This is a genomic window from Altibacter sp. HG106 (genome assembly GCF_028561755.1).
In the GTDB taxonomy this organism is placed as follows: domain Bacteria; phylum Bacteroidota; class Bacteroidia; order Flavobacteriales; family Flavobacteriaceae; genus DFVG01.
Genome location: NZ_JAQQTD010000002.1, coordinates 176,702 through 193,538 on the forward strand (window position 1 = coordinate 176,702; position 16,837 = coordinate 193,538).

Below are 16,837 nucleotides of genomic sequence, written 5' to 3' on the forward strand. Positions count from 1 at the left end.
ATAGTTTGACAGTATATTTAGCGAGCAAATTCTACAACTCTTTCAGCGAATAACGTAACAGCTTTCCCGTGTTTATTCCGAAATTTGTGAAATACAAAACGGAGTAATAAAATGGAAGCAACCAACATATTCAATGCCAAACCCAAAGAACAAAAAACAGGAATAAAAAAATCCTTTCCAGTTACGGGTATGACCTGTGCCGCCTGTGCCAGCAGTGTTGAGTCGATTCTTTCCCATACCGATGGCGTAAACAAGGCCATCGTAAATTTTGCCAGCAATTCGGTTTTAGTCGATTACGATGAAACCATTTCTGAAGAAAAACTTCAGAACGCACTGCGTGAAGTGGGCTATGATATCATTATCGATGCAGAAGACCCAATGGAAGCACAACAAGAGCTTCAGCAAAAGCATTACCAAGACATTAAAAACCGTACCATTTGGTCAGCTATTCTGACACTGCCCATCTTCATACTTGGAATGTTCTTTATGCAATGGGAATCTGGTAGGTGGATTTCTTTGGTATTGGCTATTCCCATTCTCTTCTGGTTTGGGCGTAGTTTTTTTATCAATGCTTTCAAACAGGCCAAACGTGGCAAGGCGAATATGGATACCTTGGTGGCTTTAAGTACGGGTATTGCATTTTTGTTTAGTGTGTTCAATACCTTATTTCCGGAATTTTGGTTAAATCGTGCTATTGAGCCACACGTTTATTACGAAGCGGCGACAGTGATTATTACCTTTATTTCTTTGGGGAAATTACTGGAAGAAAAGGCCAAATCGAATACTTCTTCTGCCATTAAAAAATTAATGGGACTACAACCTAAAACGCTTAAAGTTATTGATGATGGGGAAGAAAAAGAAATTCCTATTTCGGCTGTGCAAGTAGGTCAAACTATTTTAGTCCGCCCTGGAGAAAAGATTCCCGTAGATGGGGAAGTTATTAAAGGAAGCTCATATGTAGACGAAAGTATGATTACGGGTGAACCTGTTCCAGTACAAAAGTCCAGAGAAGAGAAGGTATTTGCTGGTACTGTCAATCAAAAAGGTAGTTTTCAATTTACTGCAGAAAAAGTTGGAGGTGAAACCCTGCTTTCCCAAATCATAAAAATGGTACAGGAGGCACAGGGTAGCAAAGCACCCGTACAAAAATTGGTCGATAAAATTGCTGGAATATTTGTTCCCATCGTATTGGGGATATCCATTGTTACCTTCATCGTCTGGATGTCTATGGGAGGTGATAATGCGTTTTCTCAAGCTCTATTGACTTCTGTCGCTGTATTGGTCATTGCCTGTCCTTGCGCCCTAGGGTTGGCTACACCTACTGCTATTATGGTGGGTATTGGCAAAGGTGCCGAAAATAATATTCTTATAAAAGATGCCGAGAGTTTAGAACTCGGTCATAAAGTTAATGCTATCATCCTTGACAAAACTGGCACTATTACCGAGGGAAAACCATTGGTGACCGATATACATTGGAAAGGTACACTTGAAAATAAGGTTGATTTAAAACAGTTCTTGTTAGCAATAGAAGCCCAATCTGAACACCCCTTGGCGGAAGCAGTTGTTAATCATTTTAAAGAAGAAAATATTGAAAAAGTTGAAATTGCTTCTTTTGAAAGTATTACGGGTAAAGGTGTGCAGGCTAAAACAGAAAATGGCTCACAATACTATATTGGAAACCATAAGCTAATGCTTGAGAAGAATATACAAATTGATGCTTCCTTGATGCAAACAGCAGAAAGTCTTGAAGAGCAAGCAAAAACCGTCATATTCTTTGGTAATGATAAAGATGTATTAGCGATACTTACTATTGCAGACAAAATAAAGGAAACTTCAAAAATAGCCATTGCAACACTTCAGGAAAGGGACATTGATGTCTATATGCTCACAGGTGATAATAATAAGACAGGATCAGCCGTAGCCCAACAAGTGGGAATAGCAAATTTCCAAGGGGAAGTAATGCCATCGGATAAAGCAGCCTTTGTGAAAAAATTGCAGTCTGATGGTAAGATAGTAGCTATGGTAGGCGATGGCATCAACGATTCCAACGCCTTGGCGCAAGCCGATGTAAGTATCGCTATGGGCAAGGGGTCCGATATTGCGATGGATGTTGCAAAAATGACATTGATAACCTCAGATTTACAATCCATTCCAAAAGCATTGGCACTATCAAAAAAAACGGTACTGGGAATCCGTCAAAATCTATTTTGGGCATTCATCTACAATATTATAGGTATCCCAATTGCAGCGGGCGTGTTATACCCTATAAATGGCTTTTTGTTAGACCCAATGATTGCAGGTGCAGCAATGGCATTTAGTAGTGTCTCTGTAGTTGCAAATAGCTTAAGGTTAAAAAGGATAAAACTTTAATATTAATTATAAATTAAAATAAAATGAAAACCTTAAAATTTAAAACAAACATTAATTGTGGCGGTTGTGTATCAAAGGTAACACCATTCTTAAATAATCAGGAAGGTGTTGAAAGCTGGGAAGTGGATACTGTAAACCCAGATAAAATTCTAACAATAAAAAGCGATGGTGCTACCAAAGAAGATGTAAAAGCCACATTGCAAAAAGTGGGCTTCAAGGCAGAAGCTGTAGATTAATACTCTTTAGTTTAATATGGCTTACATTTTAATTTCGGTTGTAATTCTTCTATTTGCGATTCATTTTTATAGAAAAGCGCAACGTCATAGCATTAAACCATTTCCAGAACATTGGCACGGGCTATTACTAGAGAATGTACATTATTATAGTAATCTTTCAGAAGAGAAGCAAAAGGTTTTTCAACAGCGAATGATGCAATTTCTGAGTGAAGTCTATATTGATGGTGTGAAATTAGAATTGGAAGAGCTCGATAAAATTTTAATCGCTGCGAGTGCAGTAATTCCTGTATTTGGTTTTAAAGAATGGCACTACACCAATTTAAGCGGAATTCTCTTGTACCCAGATAATTTTAATGAGGATATGCAATTTGGCAGTAGGGATAAATCACGTAACATTGGTGGAATTGTTGGCAACGGTCGATTTGAAAAGCAAATGATTTTGTCTAAAAAGGCATTATATCACGGTTTTAAAAATAAGAGTGATAAAAACAATACTGGGATCCACGAATTTGTACACCTGATAGATAAACTTGATGACAGAACGGATGGTGTACCAGAACGATTATTGCAGCACCAATATGCCATACCGTGGTTAAATCTAATCCATAAGGAAATGGAAGCAATTAACGACAACCATTCGGACATTCGTAAATATGGTGGTACCAACCAAGCAGAATTCTTTGCGGTTGCATCAGAATATTTTTTTGAGCGACCAGATTTACTCAAAAGAAAACATCCTGAACTTTATGGTATGTTGGTTGATTGTTTTAAACAGAAACTCGCTTAAGGTTAACAGTATGTTTTGGACTAGAAATATTATTTCAAAAATTAACTACACTATTCAAAGCATCATCTGCTTCTTTGTGAATAAAATTAGCTTGATAGTTCAATGTGGTTTTTAAATCGCTATGGCGATACAGTTTTTGCAACATCAAAGGATGAATGGTATCACCAGCTATATTTCCGAAGGTATGTCTCGCAATATGCATTGTGATTTTCTTATCTATTTTTGCCTTTTTAGCAATAGACTTTAGATTATCATTAAATTTCTTGGTAGCTGTCTTTCTTTTGTTATAAACATCTTTGGCATTATCGAGATTTGCTTTTTTCAGTTCGGGAAAAACAAAATCTGTTGCATATCTTTTATCTTTTCTGTAGTAATCTAAAATTTTGAAAACCTTATCAGGTATTTTTAATGACAATAATTTTGAATTCTTATTCATTCTATAATGCAACCTTTTGTCGTAAATGTCAGACCACTTTGTTAACAATACATCGGTAACTCTCATCCCAGCAAAATTGAAACTAAAGAGCCAAACATTTCGCGTATGAACCTCGCTTAATGTCAAATTTTCAAGAGCTTCTATAGCTCTTACTTCAATAATATTCAAACCAACCTTACTCGTTTCTGGAAACTTAATTTTAATTTTGTCGCCACCAAAAGGATATAATTCCCTACTAACTATCTTTAGCTTTATGGCTCTATTAAATAACAAACGAATGAGAACTAAGACGTTCATTACCGATGTTTCTGAGAGTCCGTGATTAGATTTTAAATGTAACATCAGCTTTTTAAGAAAGCGTTCATCTATTTCCTGAAATGCGAGCTGCTTTGATTTATTGAATTTTATGATATAGCTAATCAAAGCGCTATCAGTTGAAAGACGATTCAACTTTTTAGCAATTTCCAATTCGTCAAGATGCTCTTGAGCTAGTTCGAAAAAGGTAGAAGAATTTCCCGAGGCATAAATCTCTTTTTTGATTTGATTGGCAGACGCATCTTTATGTTCGGATTGCAAGTCAATCAATGCTTTATTTGCATTTGAGAGTTCTTTTGATAGCAGTTTATTTAAACTATCAGCATTAGGATTAGATTTTCTTACTCGAATATTTTTTTCGTCCCAATCTTCTAAATCGATATAATGACCAACATATTGATATGTTGAACGACGATTTTTTGTGATTCGAATGGCTAAAGGGTAGAGTCCTTTACTGTTTGGTTTTTTGCGTAGAACTATCTTAGCGTTTGATGACATAATTGACCTTTTTTGAGTACGAAAGTCAAATCAGGTACAACATAGGTACAACATTGTGATTTTTGCTCAATTTTTGGTTTATACCTTTGATAAAGGTACAAAATTATTGGGCTTTTTAGGTACAACATAGGTACAACAAATGTTGATATTAACTGATATTAATTGACTTTAAATAAAATGATTAAAAACATAAGTCATTGAATATGAGCGATTTTATGTTTTATTGGTGCAATATATACCAGACTTAGGATCTAGTGCCGCAAGGCGTGGGGGTTCGACTCCCTTCAGCCGCACAAAAACCAGCCGTAAATGGCTGGTTTTTTCGTTATGGCCTCCGTATATATTCTATATTCACAAAAACTGTAACGTTTCTACACAGGAAGCTGTAAGAATTTTGAAATGCGATTTCAGGAGCACCTGAATGGCACTTACCGAAACGCTTATACCAAAAAAACAGCTGACTGGGAAGTCTACTTAGAAATTGAAAATTTAGAATACCGGCAAGCAAGAGCCATTGAAAAACATGTCAAGAGCATGAAAAGTAAAAAGTACATCCAGAATCTGAGAAAGTATCCAGAGATGATTGAAAAACTGGTCTCCCGCTATGCATGATATGCTAGTCCCGATAGCAATCGGGATAGGATCTATTGCCGCAAGGCGTGGGGGTTCGTTTGGATACCTATCGGAACCCTTCAGCCGCACAAAAAGCCTCCCGAAAAGGAGGCTTTTTTTATTTTTCAATTCATAAGATCCACACGGATTCCAACATTAATTACCGTCAATAACAATCCATTTTCAACTGTTGCTGATGTTCTAAGACATCCAGGCTCAAATCAGGGTGTTGTTCCAATTGTGCGTCTAAGACGTCCAACACATCATGCTGCATAGCCAACGAACCACAGATCATGACAACCCCATCATTGCTACACACCTGCTGGACCAAAGCGGTTTCTGTGTGAAGGAGATCCTGAACGTACCTGTTACTGCCTTCTCTGGAACTACAGCTATGGAGTGTATAATGAGGGTTTTTTGCCAAAACTTCCGCCAGAATCGGTTGATAGAGGGCAAGGGAAGCTTCGGTTCGGCCGCCCCAAAACAAATGAATTTTGGTGTTAGGGTTTGCCGCGATCATTCCGAAAAAAGGGGCAATGCCAGTTCCGTTGGCAATGAATATGGCTTCCTTGCAGTGCTTCGGAAAATGAAACTGTTTATTGATCTCAAGGCTTGCTATCAATTGTTCTCCTGGCTCCAATTCGAACAATTGTGAGGATGCACGTCCAAATTCATGCTTTTTGATGCTCAGCAAAATATCTCCATTGATGTTGGCAATGGAGTATTGCCGTACGATTTCTGACCCTTTCGGAAGCACGGTTAAGAGGTCTCCCGAAACAAACCGAAGTGTTTCTTTAGGCCGTAATCGCAGCAAAAAGGTGTCGTCAACATTTAAGGGTGTGCGCTCCATGACGGTAAAAGAATGTTGCTTTATTTGTTTCTTTTTCCCTTTGGGATGGGCAACAACGAAGGAATGCGGTAACGGTTGCTGCCATTTCGCAACCCAATGGTCAAATTCAGCGGTGTTCGCGTTGTTGATTTTATAGAGCGGGTGCGCGCGTTCAAAAGTGTCTATGGAGGCAAGCAATTCGTCAACCCTTATCGCAAATTGGCAATAGTCTGGATATTCTAAAGACCCAAAACCAACAACAGCATAGGCAACAGTGTGTTTTGGCGGTAGCGAGCGAACGAGGGCTTCAAATTTTCGGGCGTTGGTAGGAGCTTCTCCTTTGCCATAAGTGGCCGTTAAGATCAAAATCTGCTTGATGTTCTTAAAACCGTCGGTTTGTTCGAACACTTCGGCATACGCATTAAGCTCGCATCGGTGGAGGGCATAACCCGCTTTTTCCGCAGCTATACAAAAGCGCGTGGCTATGTTGTAGGTACTCCCGGTTTCGGAACCCACCATTACAATCATGTCTGCTTCCGAAGCAGGTCGCGTCACCCACGGTGTTTTCTTGCTTCTCAACCGCCGCCATGACATCACGAAGCCCGAATACATAAAAAACACGATCGATGCGCTAGCCAAGAGTAATACTACAGACCACCACACGCTTCCTTCGCCAGTATGCAGTTGGAAACTCCATCGGGAAGCTAAATCAACAAAGGGGTAGGTCGCTTCGCTTAAAAGAGCTCCGCTTTGTTGATTCACCCGAATTTCACGATCAACAAGCGACAATTGATAGTATTCTTCCGGGTGGTCAGAGAAGGGAAATTCAATGGTTCGTACCTGGTCTAAGGTAATCTCTTGCAGGATGGGAAGATCGGCCGGCTTGGCGTAGACGGAAGTGATTTCAACTTCTTCAGAAGTGGTTTGAAGAGCATTCGTCTGAGGCAACCATCCAAACTTTTCAATCGAGAGATAGACTCCCGTAACCGCCACAATAAGAATGGGCAGAAACATCCATCTACTTAGGACCACATGGTACCGCAATTCAAAGTAATCTTTTTGAACTTTCGAAAACAGACGCTTGACTCCTCCCTGGCGCTTCAGTAAGAGGACAAAGCCGGTGATGGCGATAAGGCATAGCAAAAAGGAAACGACGCCTACGAACACGCGCCCCGTGGTTTTTAAAAATAAGGAGCGGTGTAGGTTGGTGGTAAATCGATAGAGATCGGGACGCTCCGGAACGGGAGCAAGGGTAGCTCCCGTTCGAGGATCTACATATACTTCGGCAGTTTCTAAGTCAGTGGTCAATACCGAAGCTTTTACAAATCCAGAAGGCTCAACAGTGAGGGAAAATACTTCTTCGTGACTATTTTGGAGGAGGGTAATGGCATCTCCTGTCGAAATGGTTTCCAGGTTGTCTATGGCATATCCCTGAAATTGATGTTGGATGGGCTCTACGGCCAAAATGACTCCGGTAACCGAAGCCAGGAGCAAGAACAGGGAAGCAATAGCAGCTAGGAGAAAATGACTATAACGCCAGATGGAGATTGTCATACGTCGCTTTTATTGTGGTAACATGCGCACATATCGAATAAATCCATGTCCTTCTTGCTTACTTTTCAAGTTGGCTGTGGTTAACGGAAACTCAAGGTCATCGCTGTAATACTCCTGATCTTCGACCGAGGTTTCAAAACGCAAGCGATAGCCGGCATCTATTTTACTCGCCGGAATCTGTAAAACGCAAATAGCCCGTTCTCCACCACTTATAGTCGCTCCGGAAATAGCATCGATATTGGGGCGGTGTTTTCCGTAGAACTTCCACCATTCTGGGATTTCACTGTACCACTCGGGATCTTCCCCACGTACGTATAAGGTTTCTTCATAGGCTCCCGAAGCATCCAAAAGGGATACCACGATATAGGCGCCTTCTCCCGTATAATTGGTCATTTGGATAAGACATTTTACCGGTTGTGTTTCCGAAGTACTGGTGGCTGCCATAAAACCAAACGCGGTAACTAGTAGTATAGATAAGAGGCGAACGTTTTTCATATTATTTCAGGAAATTCAGGGATACGTTTTTAGATTGTAGCAATTCGTTTTCTTGGGCTAAGTCCAATGCCGTTTCCTCGAAATCCGTAGTAATAGAAGCATCGGCTCCAAGAGCCAAGAGTAATTTAAGGGTAGCCTCGTTGGTCGCTCTCATGGCGGCAATATGAAGTGCTGTCAGTCCGTTGTCATTTTTAGCATCTACAGGAAGGTTGAAGGAGGCTACTTGTCGCAACAAATCAGCATCATTGGCGCCTGCCGCAAGATGCAATAAGGTGTTATTTTCTGCTTGTTTTTGGGTAAAATCCACGCCATTTTGCTGTAATATCACTTGTTTCTGCTGAAAGGCTTCCAAATTTTTCGGATTGTAAGAAGCTACCCAGTAATACGCTAGATTATTTCCATCAGCATCCACCGCCTGAACTGTCTTTTTTCCTCCCGGTTGCTGTAATAGATAAGACACGACTTCCGGTTGATTATTCTGAGTGGCCAGCATCAAGGCATTTTGTCCTTTTTTATTGGTTTTTTCTAGGGAAGTAGCATGTTTTGCTAGCAAGGTTATAACGTTCAAGCTGTTTCGTGACGCCGCATTGAGAAAGGGCGTATTCCCATCTTCATCGGCTTGCATCACATCGGCCCCTTTCGTCAGGAAAAACTTGATGACCTCTTCATTTTCAGAAGCATATGCCAAGCGGTGTAAAGGGGTATACCCGTCTTCTGTTACAATATTGGGATCGATGCCTAATCCTTGTAAGTACCTATAGATTTCCATAGAATTTTCGTGTCCACGTGTTCCCTGAGCGGCAAATAAGAAAGCGTTGCCTCCCACCTTATTAGTAGTTTTGTAAGAGACTCCCTTTTCAACCAGGAGTTTCAAAAAATCAATAGACCCTTTTCGAGCAGCGTAATTAAAAATTCCATTTCCATCGGCATCTGTACTATGAAGGTCGAAGCCTTTGTTGAGGAAATAGTTTAATTCGGTTTCATTAGAAAGGGAAGGCGCGACCAACAATAATACATTAGCTCCATGCTCATTGGTCTCTTCGGTGATTAAAACTCCGTGGTTCTCGAAGGCTTCATAGAGGGCTGGATTTATCTGTCCCGCATTAGCAGCGAAGGCTAGGGGAGTATAGCCATGGCTATCTCGTTTGGTTACTGATATTCCGCTGTCGAGTAGGTGTTTTACCGTTTCAATAGTACCCGCATAACTTGCCCAATGTAGATAATTACGGCTATCGTGGGTGTTTTTATCAATTGGATTACCGTCAAAGGACAACAGATACTTAATGATTTTAGGATCATTTTTTTCTAACAGGGCATAGATCACAGCATCAAATGCATGGGGCGTCATCGCCGTTGGATCATGGCCTTCCGCCACCTTTTGCTGAACCATTTCCAGATCCGGTTGTTGTTTCCAAAAAGAACGATTTAAAAAGATGTTTTCGGTTTGCCCAAACCCAATGGCTGTCACCATAAAGAAACAGCCAAAAAGAAAAGGAAATAATTTCATAAGATTATTTTTTAACGAATGATTCAATAATAGTGTTAATGGCAGTAGCTTCTTCATAGCCTTCTCCAAACAAATATTTATACAGTACTTTATTGTCTACTTTCTCCTCCAACACAAGGTCTTGGTTTCTACCATACACCTCGGCCCACTTAGCACGTACCTTAGCCCATTTTTCACCGTGTTCAGCCCACCAATTAGCAGCGGCTGCACAACGACTATCAGGAACGCGTACATAGGTGTTGTAACCTTTTTCTTTGGCAAGGATAACGTCTTCTTTGCCTTCGGAACGGATTACTTTATCGTTGTCTTGGTCGTGCACCCAACCGGTTTCGGTGATCTCTTGACGATTTCCGCGAATGGTAAGGTTGTAATCACTGCGCGTAGTATATTCACGGCGCGGAAGGGGAGCATCGGCCGTATTTTCCCAATAGCTTTTGCCATCCACGTGAACCCAAGTGGCCGAACCTTCGTACCGCGGACTGTCATCTACCTGATACACTTTTTGGGTCCATTGCCCGGCTACTTCAGTGGGTGAAAGGCGTCGATAGGTCCATTGGTTGTTGGCATTATAGGTATAGAGGTCAGTATTTTCATACAACCAATCCTGGCGCCAGTGTTTTACGATGTGAGGAGATGTTGGACTCCCAACCAATAACAAATGCTGAATTGAAATCAAATCCTCCTGGTCGGTTACTAGTTGCGCCCATTCCAATCCTTTGTCTACTTTGGTTTTTGAAGGTTTGTAGAGGCTGTCGTCGCTGTAATTGAATGTTTCAGCGAAGTTGAAGGTGACTTCAAAACAACCGCACATTTCTTTAATCGCATCACGATCGAGTTGTTTTTTGGATTGTTGAGCATGCATCGTACAAACGATGAAGAAGGCGATCAAAAGATGTAGGGATTGTTTCATGATAAGGGCTCTTTAAAAATTAAAATGACCGCCACAAAACTAATTATTTTAATTCATTCTAAATAACAATAAAGAAAAAATTTATGTAAAATTATCGTTGCTCTGCCGCAGCAACGATCCTATATTGATACAAAAGAGTACGTAATGAAACTTATGGGAATCGCTAGACGAACTATGGTTACGCTTTTAACAGGGCCATTATTTCTTCGGAAGAAACCTTGCCATTAGCGCCTTCTTTGGAAGCGACTAAGGCACCCAACGCGCTGGCGTATCTCAGGGCGTTTTCCGGAGTGTTTTTGGTGAGCAATTGGAAGAGCAGCCCGGCCAGAAAAGAATCGCCAGCTCCAACGGTGTCGGCAACCTTTACGCGAAATCCACTGTGATAAAAAAAACGATTACTGTGGTAGAGTATCGCTCCCTGATCGCCTCGAGTAACACAAATAGAAGGTATTTCAAACCTGTTGGCGATTTTTAAAATATTCTTTTCGGCGTCTGTGGAAGGTAACGTTAACCAGGCCGAAACCTCGCCCAATTCTTCTTCGTTCATCTTTAGAAATTGAACCTTTGGAAGCATCTCCAAAATGACCTCTTTCGATGTATAGGGTGGTCGAAGATTAATATCGAAGACCGGGTACGCTGATTTCACCAGAAGTTCATTCAAGACGATTCGATTGGCGGGGTGTCGTAGCGCCAAAGAGCCAAAAACAAGCGCCTCTTGTTGCGAAACCCTGTTCCGCAAACTTTGATTCATTTCAATGCCATCCCAGGCCGAAGGATCCTCAAACGTATAGCTGGCATTTCCCTCTTTCAGGCTGATGTGGACAGCACCCGTGGATAATTTTTTATGTATTTGTATACCTTCCGTACCCATACCGCGTTCCGAAATGATACGTAGGGCGTTAGCTCCCAGGGGATCATCGCCTACAGCACTGATCATATGAACATCAGCCCCAAGTTGATGAAGGCGCAGCGCTACATTTAAGGGCGCGCCTCCCAGCAATTCCTGATGCGGAAAGACGTCCCAAAGGATTTCTCCAAAACAACCGATTTTTATCTTCGGTTTATTCATCTTCTGGAATAAGTTTACGTTCGAGTTCTTCTAACGAAACGCCCTTGGTTTCCGGCATTTTTAATACCGCCCACAACAGTTGCAAGACCATCATGGCTGCGAAGAAGTAATAAATAACTTCTAATTGATCTCTAAAGATTCCTTCGCTACCGTCGATAAAGAAGGGGGTGAGCAAGGTGATCAAGGCGGCAAACACCCAGTGCGTACTGGTACCCCAGGATTGTCCGTAGGCCCGTACCCGGTTTGGATAGATTTCAGAAAGAAATACCCAGATGATAGCGCCTTGCCCTATGGCATGGGCTGCCACAAACGTACAGATAAATGTGAGCAGAAGGATCGAACTGAGTCCGGCCTGAAAGCAATAGCCCACCATAAATAAACTAACGATGTAGCCGATAGAACCTATAATTAATAATTGACGGCGACCCAACCGATCGATGAGTCGGATGCCTATCAGCGTAAAGATCAAATTCACCGCTCCAATGGCAATAGAATTGAACAAGGATTCTTCACCGCCCAAGCCAGCCTGCTCCAGAATTTGTGGGGCGTAATAGAGTACAAAATTAATTCCTGAAAGCTGGTTGAAGAAGGCTAACAGAAAGCCCATCCATATTACTTTTCGATATTTTTTCTGAAAAAGTTGGTCGCTACGTTTCGGTTTGTTCGCGTCTCGTTGAATGTCTTCCAAATGTTTTTCGGCCTCCTCATCTTGATAGATTCGTTGTAAGATTGCCAAGGCGCCTTCCCGATCCTTTCGCTGAAGCAATAACCACCGCGGACTATTAGGTACTTTCCAAACCATTAACGTATACGCCAAGGCAGGAATTCCTTCGACGCCCAACATCCATCGCCAATCATGTTCACCACCAACACCTTCTAACAACCAATTAGAAATAAATGCCACCAATATTCCGAAGACAATATTAAACTGGTACAAGGCTCCTAGTCGGCCTCGATTCTCGCCGGTAGTGATCTCTGAAATGTAAATGGGGGCCGCTACAGAAGAAATACCAACTCCTATACCGCCTATAAACCGAAAGAACGAGAACAAATACGGTCCTGTGGCAAGGGCCGATCCTACGGCTGAGACAAAAAATAAGATCCCAATCCAAAACAAGGTTTTCTTTCTTCCCAAATGTTTCGTAGGGATTCCGCCTAATAAGGAGCCCAACACGGTGCCCCACAGCGCCATACTCATGATAAAAGTTCCGTGAAAGAGCGGAGACGTATCCCATAATTGTTGAATAGGTTGGTTGGCCCCGCTGATGACAACGGTATCGAACCCAAAGAGAAATCCGGCCAAAGCGACCGTAATACTCCACTTGGTAATGTCTTTCATGGAAAGTGCTGTTGGTTAGAAGGCTAAATATAGAAATTTATGGCTGAAGTTAGGAAACAGCTTCCGTGATCTCCTCGATTTCCTCTTTTTCATCACCGTTTAATGGAGGTGCAGTTTCTTTCTTCTGAAGTGTTTTTAAATGGATCTCATAATACATTCCGAAGTGATCACTTCCAAAACTCTCGGTGCGCTCCATGACATCCACAAACAGGCTTTTGCTATGAAATAAATGGTCTAGCGGAAATCTCATAAAACGATATCCGGCATGATAGGTAGGGAAAAAGCCTCGGCCAATTCGAGGGTCTATCATATCGGTCATTTTTTTAAAGAGTCGGGTGACGCGACTCCACACCACATCGTTCATATCGCCGCACACTACAACAGGATCTTCAATCTCACGAATCTTTTTACCCACGATCATCAATTCTGCATCGCGTTCTTTGGAGGTTTCATTTTCGGTCGGACTGGGCGGGGCGGGATGCAAACAGGCCACAAACACATTCTGGTGTTTCGTGATCGGATAGTTGAAAAATAGGGACGGCACATCTTCTTCCACTAAATACTTTACCTCAGCGTCTGGCAATGGAATTTTAGAATACAGATGCATGCCGTAGAAATTGTCATGAGGCAAGGCGATCATTTCCGGATACTGTTCTTGCAGTGGTGATAGACCGCGCTCCCATTCTTTGTGACTTTCCATCGTAAGCACCAGGTCGGCGTCGTATTGTTGGGCGAGTGATACAAATTTTTCGTAGTCGGAATTGGTTTGCAAAACATTGGCCGCCAATATTGAAAAGGAACCCGAACTTGGAAAACTGGGCTTGCTTCTAGGATAATACGAGCTGTACGGAAACACTTTCACAATTTGGTACGTAAGGGTGGCGACAAGAAAGACAAGCACGGCAATGCTAAACAGTTGATATTCCGTTTCAAACACAAAGAACAACGCCAGCAATAGGAATTGAATAACGATGGTTTGGAGTCGGATAAAATCCGGAGTTCTAAAAAACCAGTGGGGATTTTTTAGGGCCGGTAGATACGAACCGATACAAAAGATGAGTATGAGTATATACAGTATCACGGGTCAAAAGTACTCAATTTTCAATTGGGAGAATGTTTACATAATCCTAAAGAAAACGTAGGGAAACCTTTATTTTTGCAGCCTAAACGAATACAGCATGATTCCCAACAAGAAAGCGACCCTGGAAATGGAAACCGAGGCCATGCGAGCCTATGGGTATCGGGTGGTAGATGCGATTGTGGAGCATACCGCCACACAACGCGAAAAACTTCCGGTAGCGCTTGCTTCCCGCGAAGAAATGGACTCTATGTTTCTGGAAGAAGCCCCTGAAAAAAGTTCGGATGCCGAAGAAGTATTGAATTTCGTGTTGGAAAAGGTTATGACGCAGAGTACCATCGTCTCACACCCCAAATCCTTTTCTTTTGTACCCGGACCCAGCAATTACGTGAGCGCTATGGCCGATACGCTGGCTACCGGATTCAATATATTTTCGGGAGGATGGGCAGCCTCTCCTGCGGCGGCAGAATTGGAGATAGTGACCATAAATTGGTTATTAAAAATTTTTGGCTTCCCTTCGAAAAAGGGAGGCGGTATCTTTACCAGTGGCGGTAGTATGGCCAATCTTACCGCTATCGTAACGGCACGACGTATTAAGTGTGGAGACGATTTTTCAAAAGCGGTGATCTATTTGTCCGATCAAGCGCATTCTTCGAACATCAAAGCCATTCGGATTCTAGGATTCCGCAAAGAACAAATTCGAATCATTCCCACTGATCTTGAGTTTAAAATAGGCTTGAACAAACTGCAAAATGCCATCGCCAAAGATAAACTGAAAGGCTTACAGCCGTTTTTGATGATTGGTACCGCAGGAACTACCAATACCGGAACGGTGGATCCCCTTTCCGAAATCTCAAAAATTTGTAAGGCAGAAGGCCTATGGTTTCATATTGATGGTGCCTACGGTGGAGCCGCGATTTTGGCGAAAGACGGGAAGAAGTTGTTGAAGGGCATCCAGAAAGCAGATTCGTTGACCGTAGATCCTCACAAATGGTTCTACCAGCCCTACGAAATGGGTTGTTTGTTGGTTCGGAATCACAAATGGCTGAAGAATACCTTTACGGAAAAACCTGAATACCTGCGGGATGTGGAGGGAAATACTTCAGAAATTAACTTTTACGACCACGGGGTGCAACTCACACGTAGGTTCCGCGCTTTGAAATTTTACATGTCGATTAAGACATTCGGACTGCAAGCATTTCGGAAAGCGGTGACCTATAATATCGATCTGGCAGAAGCCACCGAAAAATACCTTCGGAAAAGCGCACGCTGGGAAGTGATCTCTCCCGCTACCTTAGCGGTGATCAATTTTCGGTATAATCCCATCAAAGCTCAGCTTTCAGAAAAGGAACTCGACCAACTCAATCAGCATATTTCTGAACAAGTGGTTGCCTCTCGGGAAGCGCTGCTGGTTACGACTGTACTCAACGGGCAGATCGTGTTGCGCATGTGTTTGATCAACCCAAGAACCACTTTGCAAGAGGTAAAAGATACGTTACAGTTGTGTGCGCAATTTGGCCAGGCGAAATTAGAAGCATGAATGCAGATGTAATCATCATCGGAGGAGGTGCAGCCGGATATTTCACAGCGATCAATATCGCAGAAATGAATCCGTCGCTTCAGGTGTTGATATTAGAACGCGGCAAGGAAGTGCTCACAAAAGTGAAGGTTTCCGGTGGCGGACGTTGCAATGTGACCCATGCAGAATTTCTTCCGAAGCCCCTCAGCGAGAACTATCCCAGAGGGAAAAAAGAATTGCTGGGGCCCTTCCACTCCTTCATGACCGGCGATACCGTAGCATGGTTCGAAGCGCGTGGTGTTACGCTACACACCGAGGAAGACGGTAGGATGTTCCCTGTCACCAACGATTCACAAACCATCATTGATTGTTTTACGGAAGCGGCACAACAATTAGGCGTGCAGGTAGCGCTTGGCGCTGGGGTTCAGGAAATAATCTCAGAAGTGGGCGGTTGGACGGTAAGGACCAAAGCGGATACGCACACTTGCAAGCGTCTGGTAGTCGCCACAGGGAGCAGTCCGAAATTCTGGAACGTATTAGCAACATTAGGACATACTATCGTTTCGCCAGTACCCTCCTTATTCACTTTTAACATAGACGACGAACGGATTTCAGATTTACCCGGAGTATCCACTAATGCGACGGTTCAGATGCTTTCCGAAGAAAACAGTGTGCTCTTAGAAAGTGAAGGGCCTTTGTTGATTACACACTGGGGAATGAGTGGTCCAGCCATTCTAAAACTTTCGGCTTGGGGAGCTCGTCATTTGGCTACTATGGATTATCATTTTAGAATACGCGTACGATGGGTGCCGGAGCTATCTGATGAAGACGTGCTAGCAACGCTAACTGACTGCAAGCTGCGATTTGCCAAACAGCGGGTTCATAACAATCCACAGTTCGAGTTGCCAAAACGGTTGTGGAAGAATCTGCTTCAGGCTGCATGGGTTTCCGAAGATATTATTTGGGCACACATTACCAAAGAACAAATGCTACGGATGGTTCAAATGCTTACGATAACGGAGTTTCAGGTGCATGGAAAAAGTACGTTCAAAGAAGAGTTTGTGACCGCAGGAGGCGTCGATCTAAAAGAAATAGATTTTAAAACCTTTGAAAGTAAGCTCCATCCGGGATTGTATTTTGCAGGTGAGGTAGTGAATATCGATGCCATCACGGGAGGCTTCAATTTTCAAAACGCCTGGACAGGAGGATTTATGGTGGCATCGGCAATTACTAGCGCTGGCCTTTAGGAACATCTTAACGGAAGAAATGTGTTTTCCTTTGTA

General features: G+C 42.4%; 13 protein-coding genes and 1 pseudogene. 6 read left to right on the forward strand and 8 right to left on the reverse strand.

The features are described from left to right. Positions 1 to 111 precede the first annotated feature (111 nt). Genes PO830_RS03630 through PO830_RS03640 form a run of 3 tightly spaced genes read left to right on the forward strand, consistent with a single transcriptional unit; the run spans position 112 to position 3,393 of the window. Positions 112 to 2,370 (forward strand): heavy metal translocating P-type ATPase, encoded by a 2,259-nt coding sequence (locus PO830_RS03630; RefSeq protein ID WP_272852166.1) that lies wholly within the window; start codon positions 112 to 114, stop codon positions 2,368 to 2,370. Positions 2,371 to 2,393: 23 nt separating this feature from the next. Beyond that, the gene (locus tag PO830_RS03635) at positions 2,394 to 2,606 is read left to right on the forward strand and encodes a heavy-metal-associated domain-containing protein (RefSeq protein WP_272852167.1); all 213 of its coding nucleotides are present in this window, start codon (positions 2,394 to 2,396) and stop codon (positions 2,604 to 2,606) included. 16 nt (positions 2,607 to 2,622) lie between these two features. Continuing rightward, positions 2,623 to 3,393, forward strand: coding sequence for a zinc-dependent peptidase (locus PO830_RS03640; protein ID WP_272852168.1), 771 nt, complete (start codon positions 2,623 to 2,625; stop codon positions 3,391 to 3,393). Between the two features lie 34 nt (positions 3,394 to 3,427). Here PO830_RS03640 and PO830_RS03645 read toward each other — a convergent pair whose 3' ends face one another. Beyond that, positions 3,428 to 4,642, reverse strand: coding sequence for a site-specific integrase (locus PO830_RS03645; RefSeq protein WP_272852169.1), 1,215 nt, complete (start codon positions 4,640 to 4,642; stop codon positions 3,428 to 3,430). A gap of 381 nt (positions 4,643 to 5,023) precedes the next feature. On the opposite strand from PO830_RS03645, the pseudogene PO830_RS14825 reads away from it, so the two are divergent. Further along, positions 5,024 to 5,254, forward strand: a pseudogene (locus PO830_RS14825) (GIY-YIG nuclease family protein); the annotation flags it as partial. Between the two features lie 166 nt (positions 5,255 to 5,420). Here PO830_RS14825 and PO830_RS03650 read toward each other — a convergent pair. The 7 genes from PO830_RS03650 to PO830_RS03680 form a co-directional block, all read right to left on the reverse strand. Beyond that, complete coding sequence (locus tag PO830_RS03650) at positions 5,421 to 7,637, reverse strand: PepSY domain-containing protein (RefSeq protein ID WP_272852170.1); 2,217 nt, start codon at positions 7,635 to 7,637, stop codon at positions 5,421 to 5,423. A 9-nt stretch (positions 7,638 to 7,646) separates the two neighbouring features. After that, positions 7,647 to 8,132 carry a DUF2271 domain-containing protein gene (locus PO830_RS03655; RefSeq protein WP_272852171.1) on the reverse strand — a complete coding sequence of 162 codons (486 nt, stop codon included), beginning with the start codon at positions 8,130 to 8,132 and terminating at the stop codon, positions 7,647 to 7,649. 1 nt (position 8,133) lies between these two features. Beyond that, positions 8,134 to 9,639, reverse strand: a complete 1,506-nt coding sequence (locus PO830_RS03660; RefSeq protein ID WP_272852172.1) for an ankyrin repeat domain-containing protein — start codon at positions 9,637 to 9,639, stop codon at positions 8,134 to 8,136. Positions 9,640 to 9,643: 4 nt separating this feature from the next. Next, positions 9,644 to 10,549, reverse strand: a complete 906-nt coding sequence (locus tag PO830_RS03665; protein WP_272852173.1) for a DUF6607 family protein — start codon at positions 10,547 to 10,549, stop codon at positions 9,644 to 9,646. 178 nt (positions 10,550 to 10,727) lie between these two features. Beyond that, positions 10,728 to 11,618, reverse strand: a complete 891-nt coding sequence (locus PO830_RS03670; protein ID WP_272852174.1) for a carbohydrate kinase family protein — start codon at positions 11,616 to 11,618, stop codon at positions 10,728 to 10,730. Beyond that, the gene (locus PO830_RS03675) at positions 11,611 to 12,957 is read right to left on the reverse strand and encodes a sugar porter family MFS transporter (RefSeq protein WP_272852175.1); all 1,347 of its coding nucleotides are present in this window, start codon (positions 12,955 to 12,957) and stop codon (positions 11,611 to 11,613) included. Before PO830_RS03675 ends, PO830_RS03670 begins: the two co-directional genes overlap by 8 nt. Before the next feature lie 49 nt (positions 12,958 to 13,006). Next, positions 13,007 to 14,038 carry an endonuclease/exonuclease/phosphatase family protein gene (locus PO830_RS03680; protein ID WP_272852176.1) on the reverse strand — a complete coding sequence of 344 codons (1,032 nt, stop codon included), beginning with the start codon at positions 14,036 to 14,038 and terminating at the stop codon, positions 13,007 to 13,009. A 97-nt stretch (positions 14,039 to 14,135) separates the two neighbouring features. Between PO830_RS03680 and PO830_RS03685 the strand changes: the two genes are divergently transcribed. Together PO830_RS03685 and PO830_RS03690 are read left to right on the forward strand one after the other, a co-directional pair. After that, entirely contained in the window at positions 14,136 to 15,575 is a 1,440-nt protein-coding gene (locus PO830_RS03685; protein ID WP_272852177.1) for a pyridoxal phosphate-dependent decarboxylase family protein, read from the forward strand. Continuing rightward, positions 15,572 to 16,801 (forward strand): NAD(P)/FAD-dependent oxidoreductase, encoded by a 1,230-nt coding sequence (locus PO830_RS03690; RefSeq protein ID WP_272852178.1) that lies wholly within the window; start codon positions 15,572 to 15,574, stop codon positions 16,799 to 16,801. Before PO830_RS03685 ends, PO830_RS03690 begins: the two co-directional genes overlap by 4 nt. Positions 16,802 to 16,837: the final 36 nt, after the last annotated feature.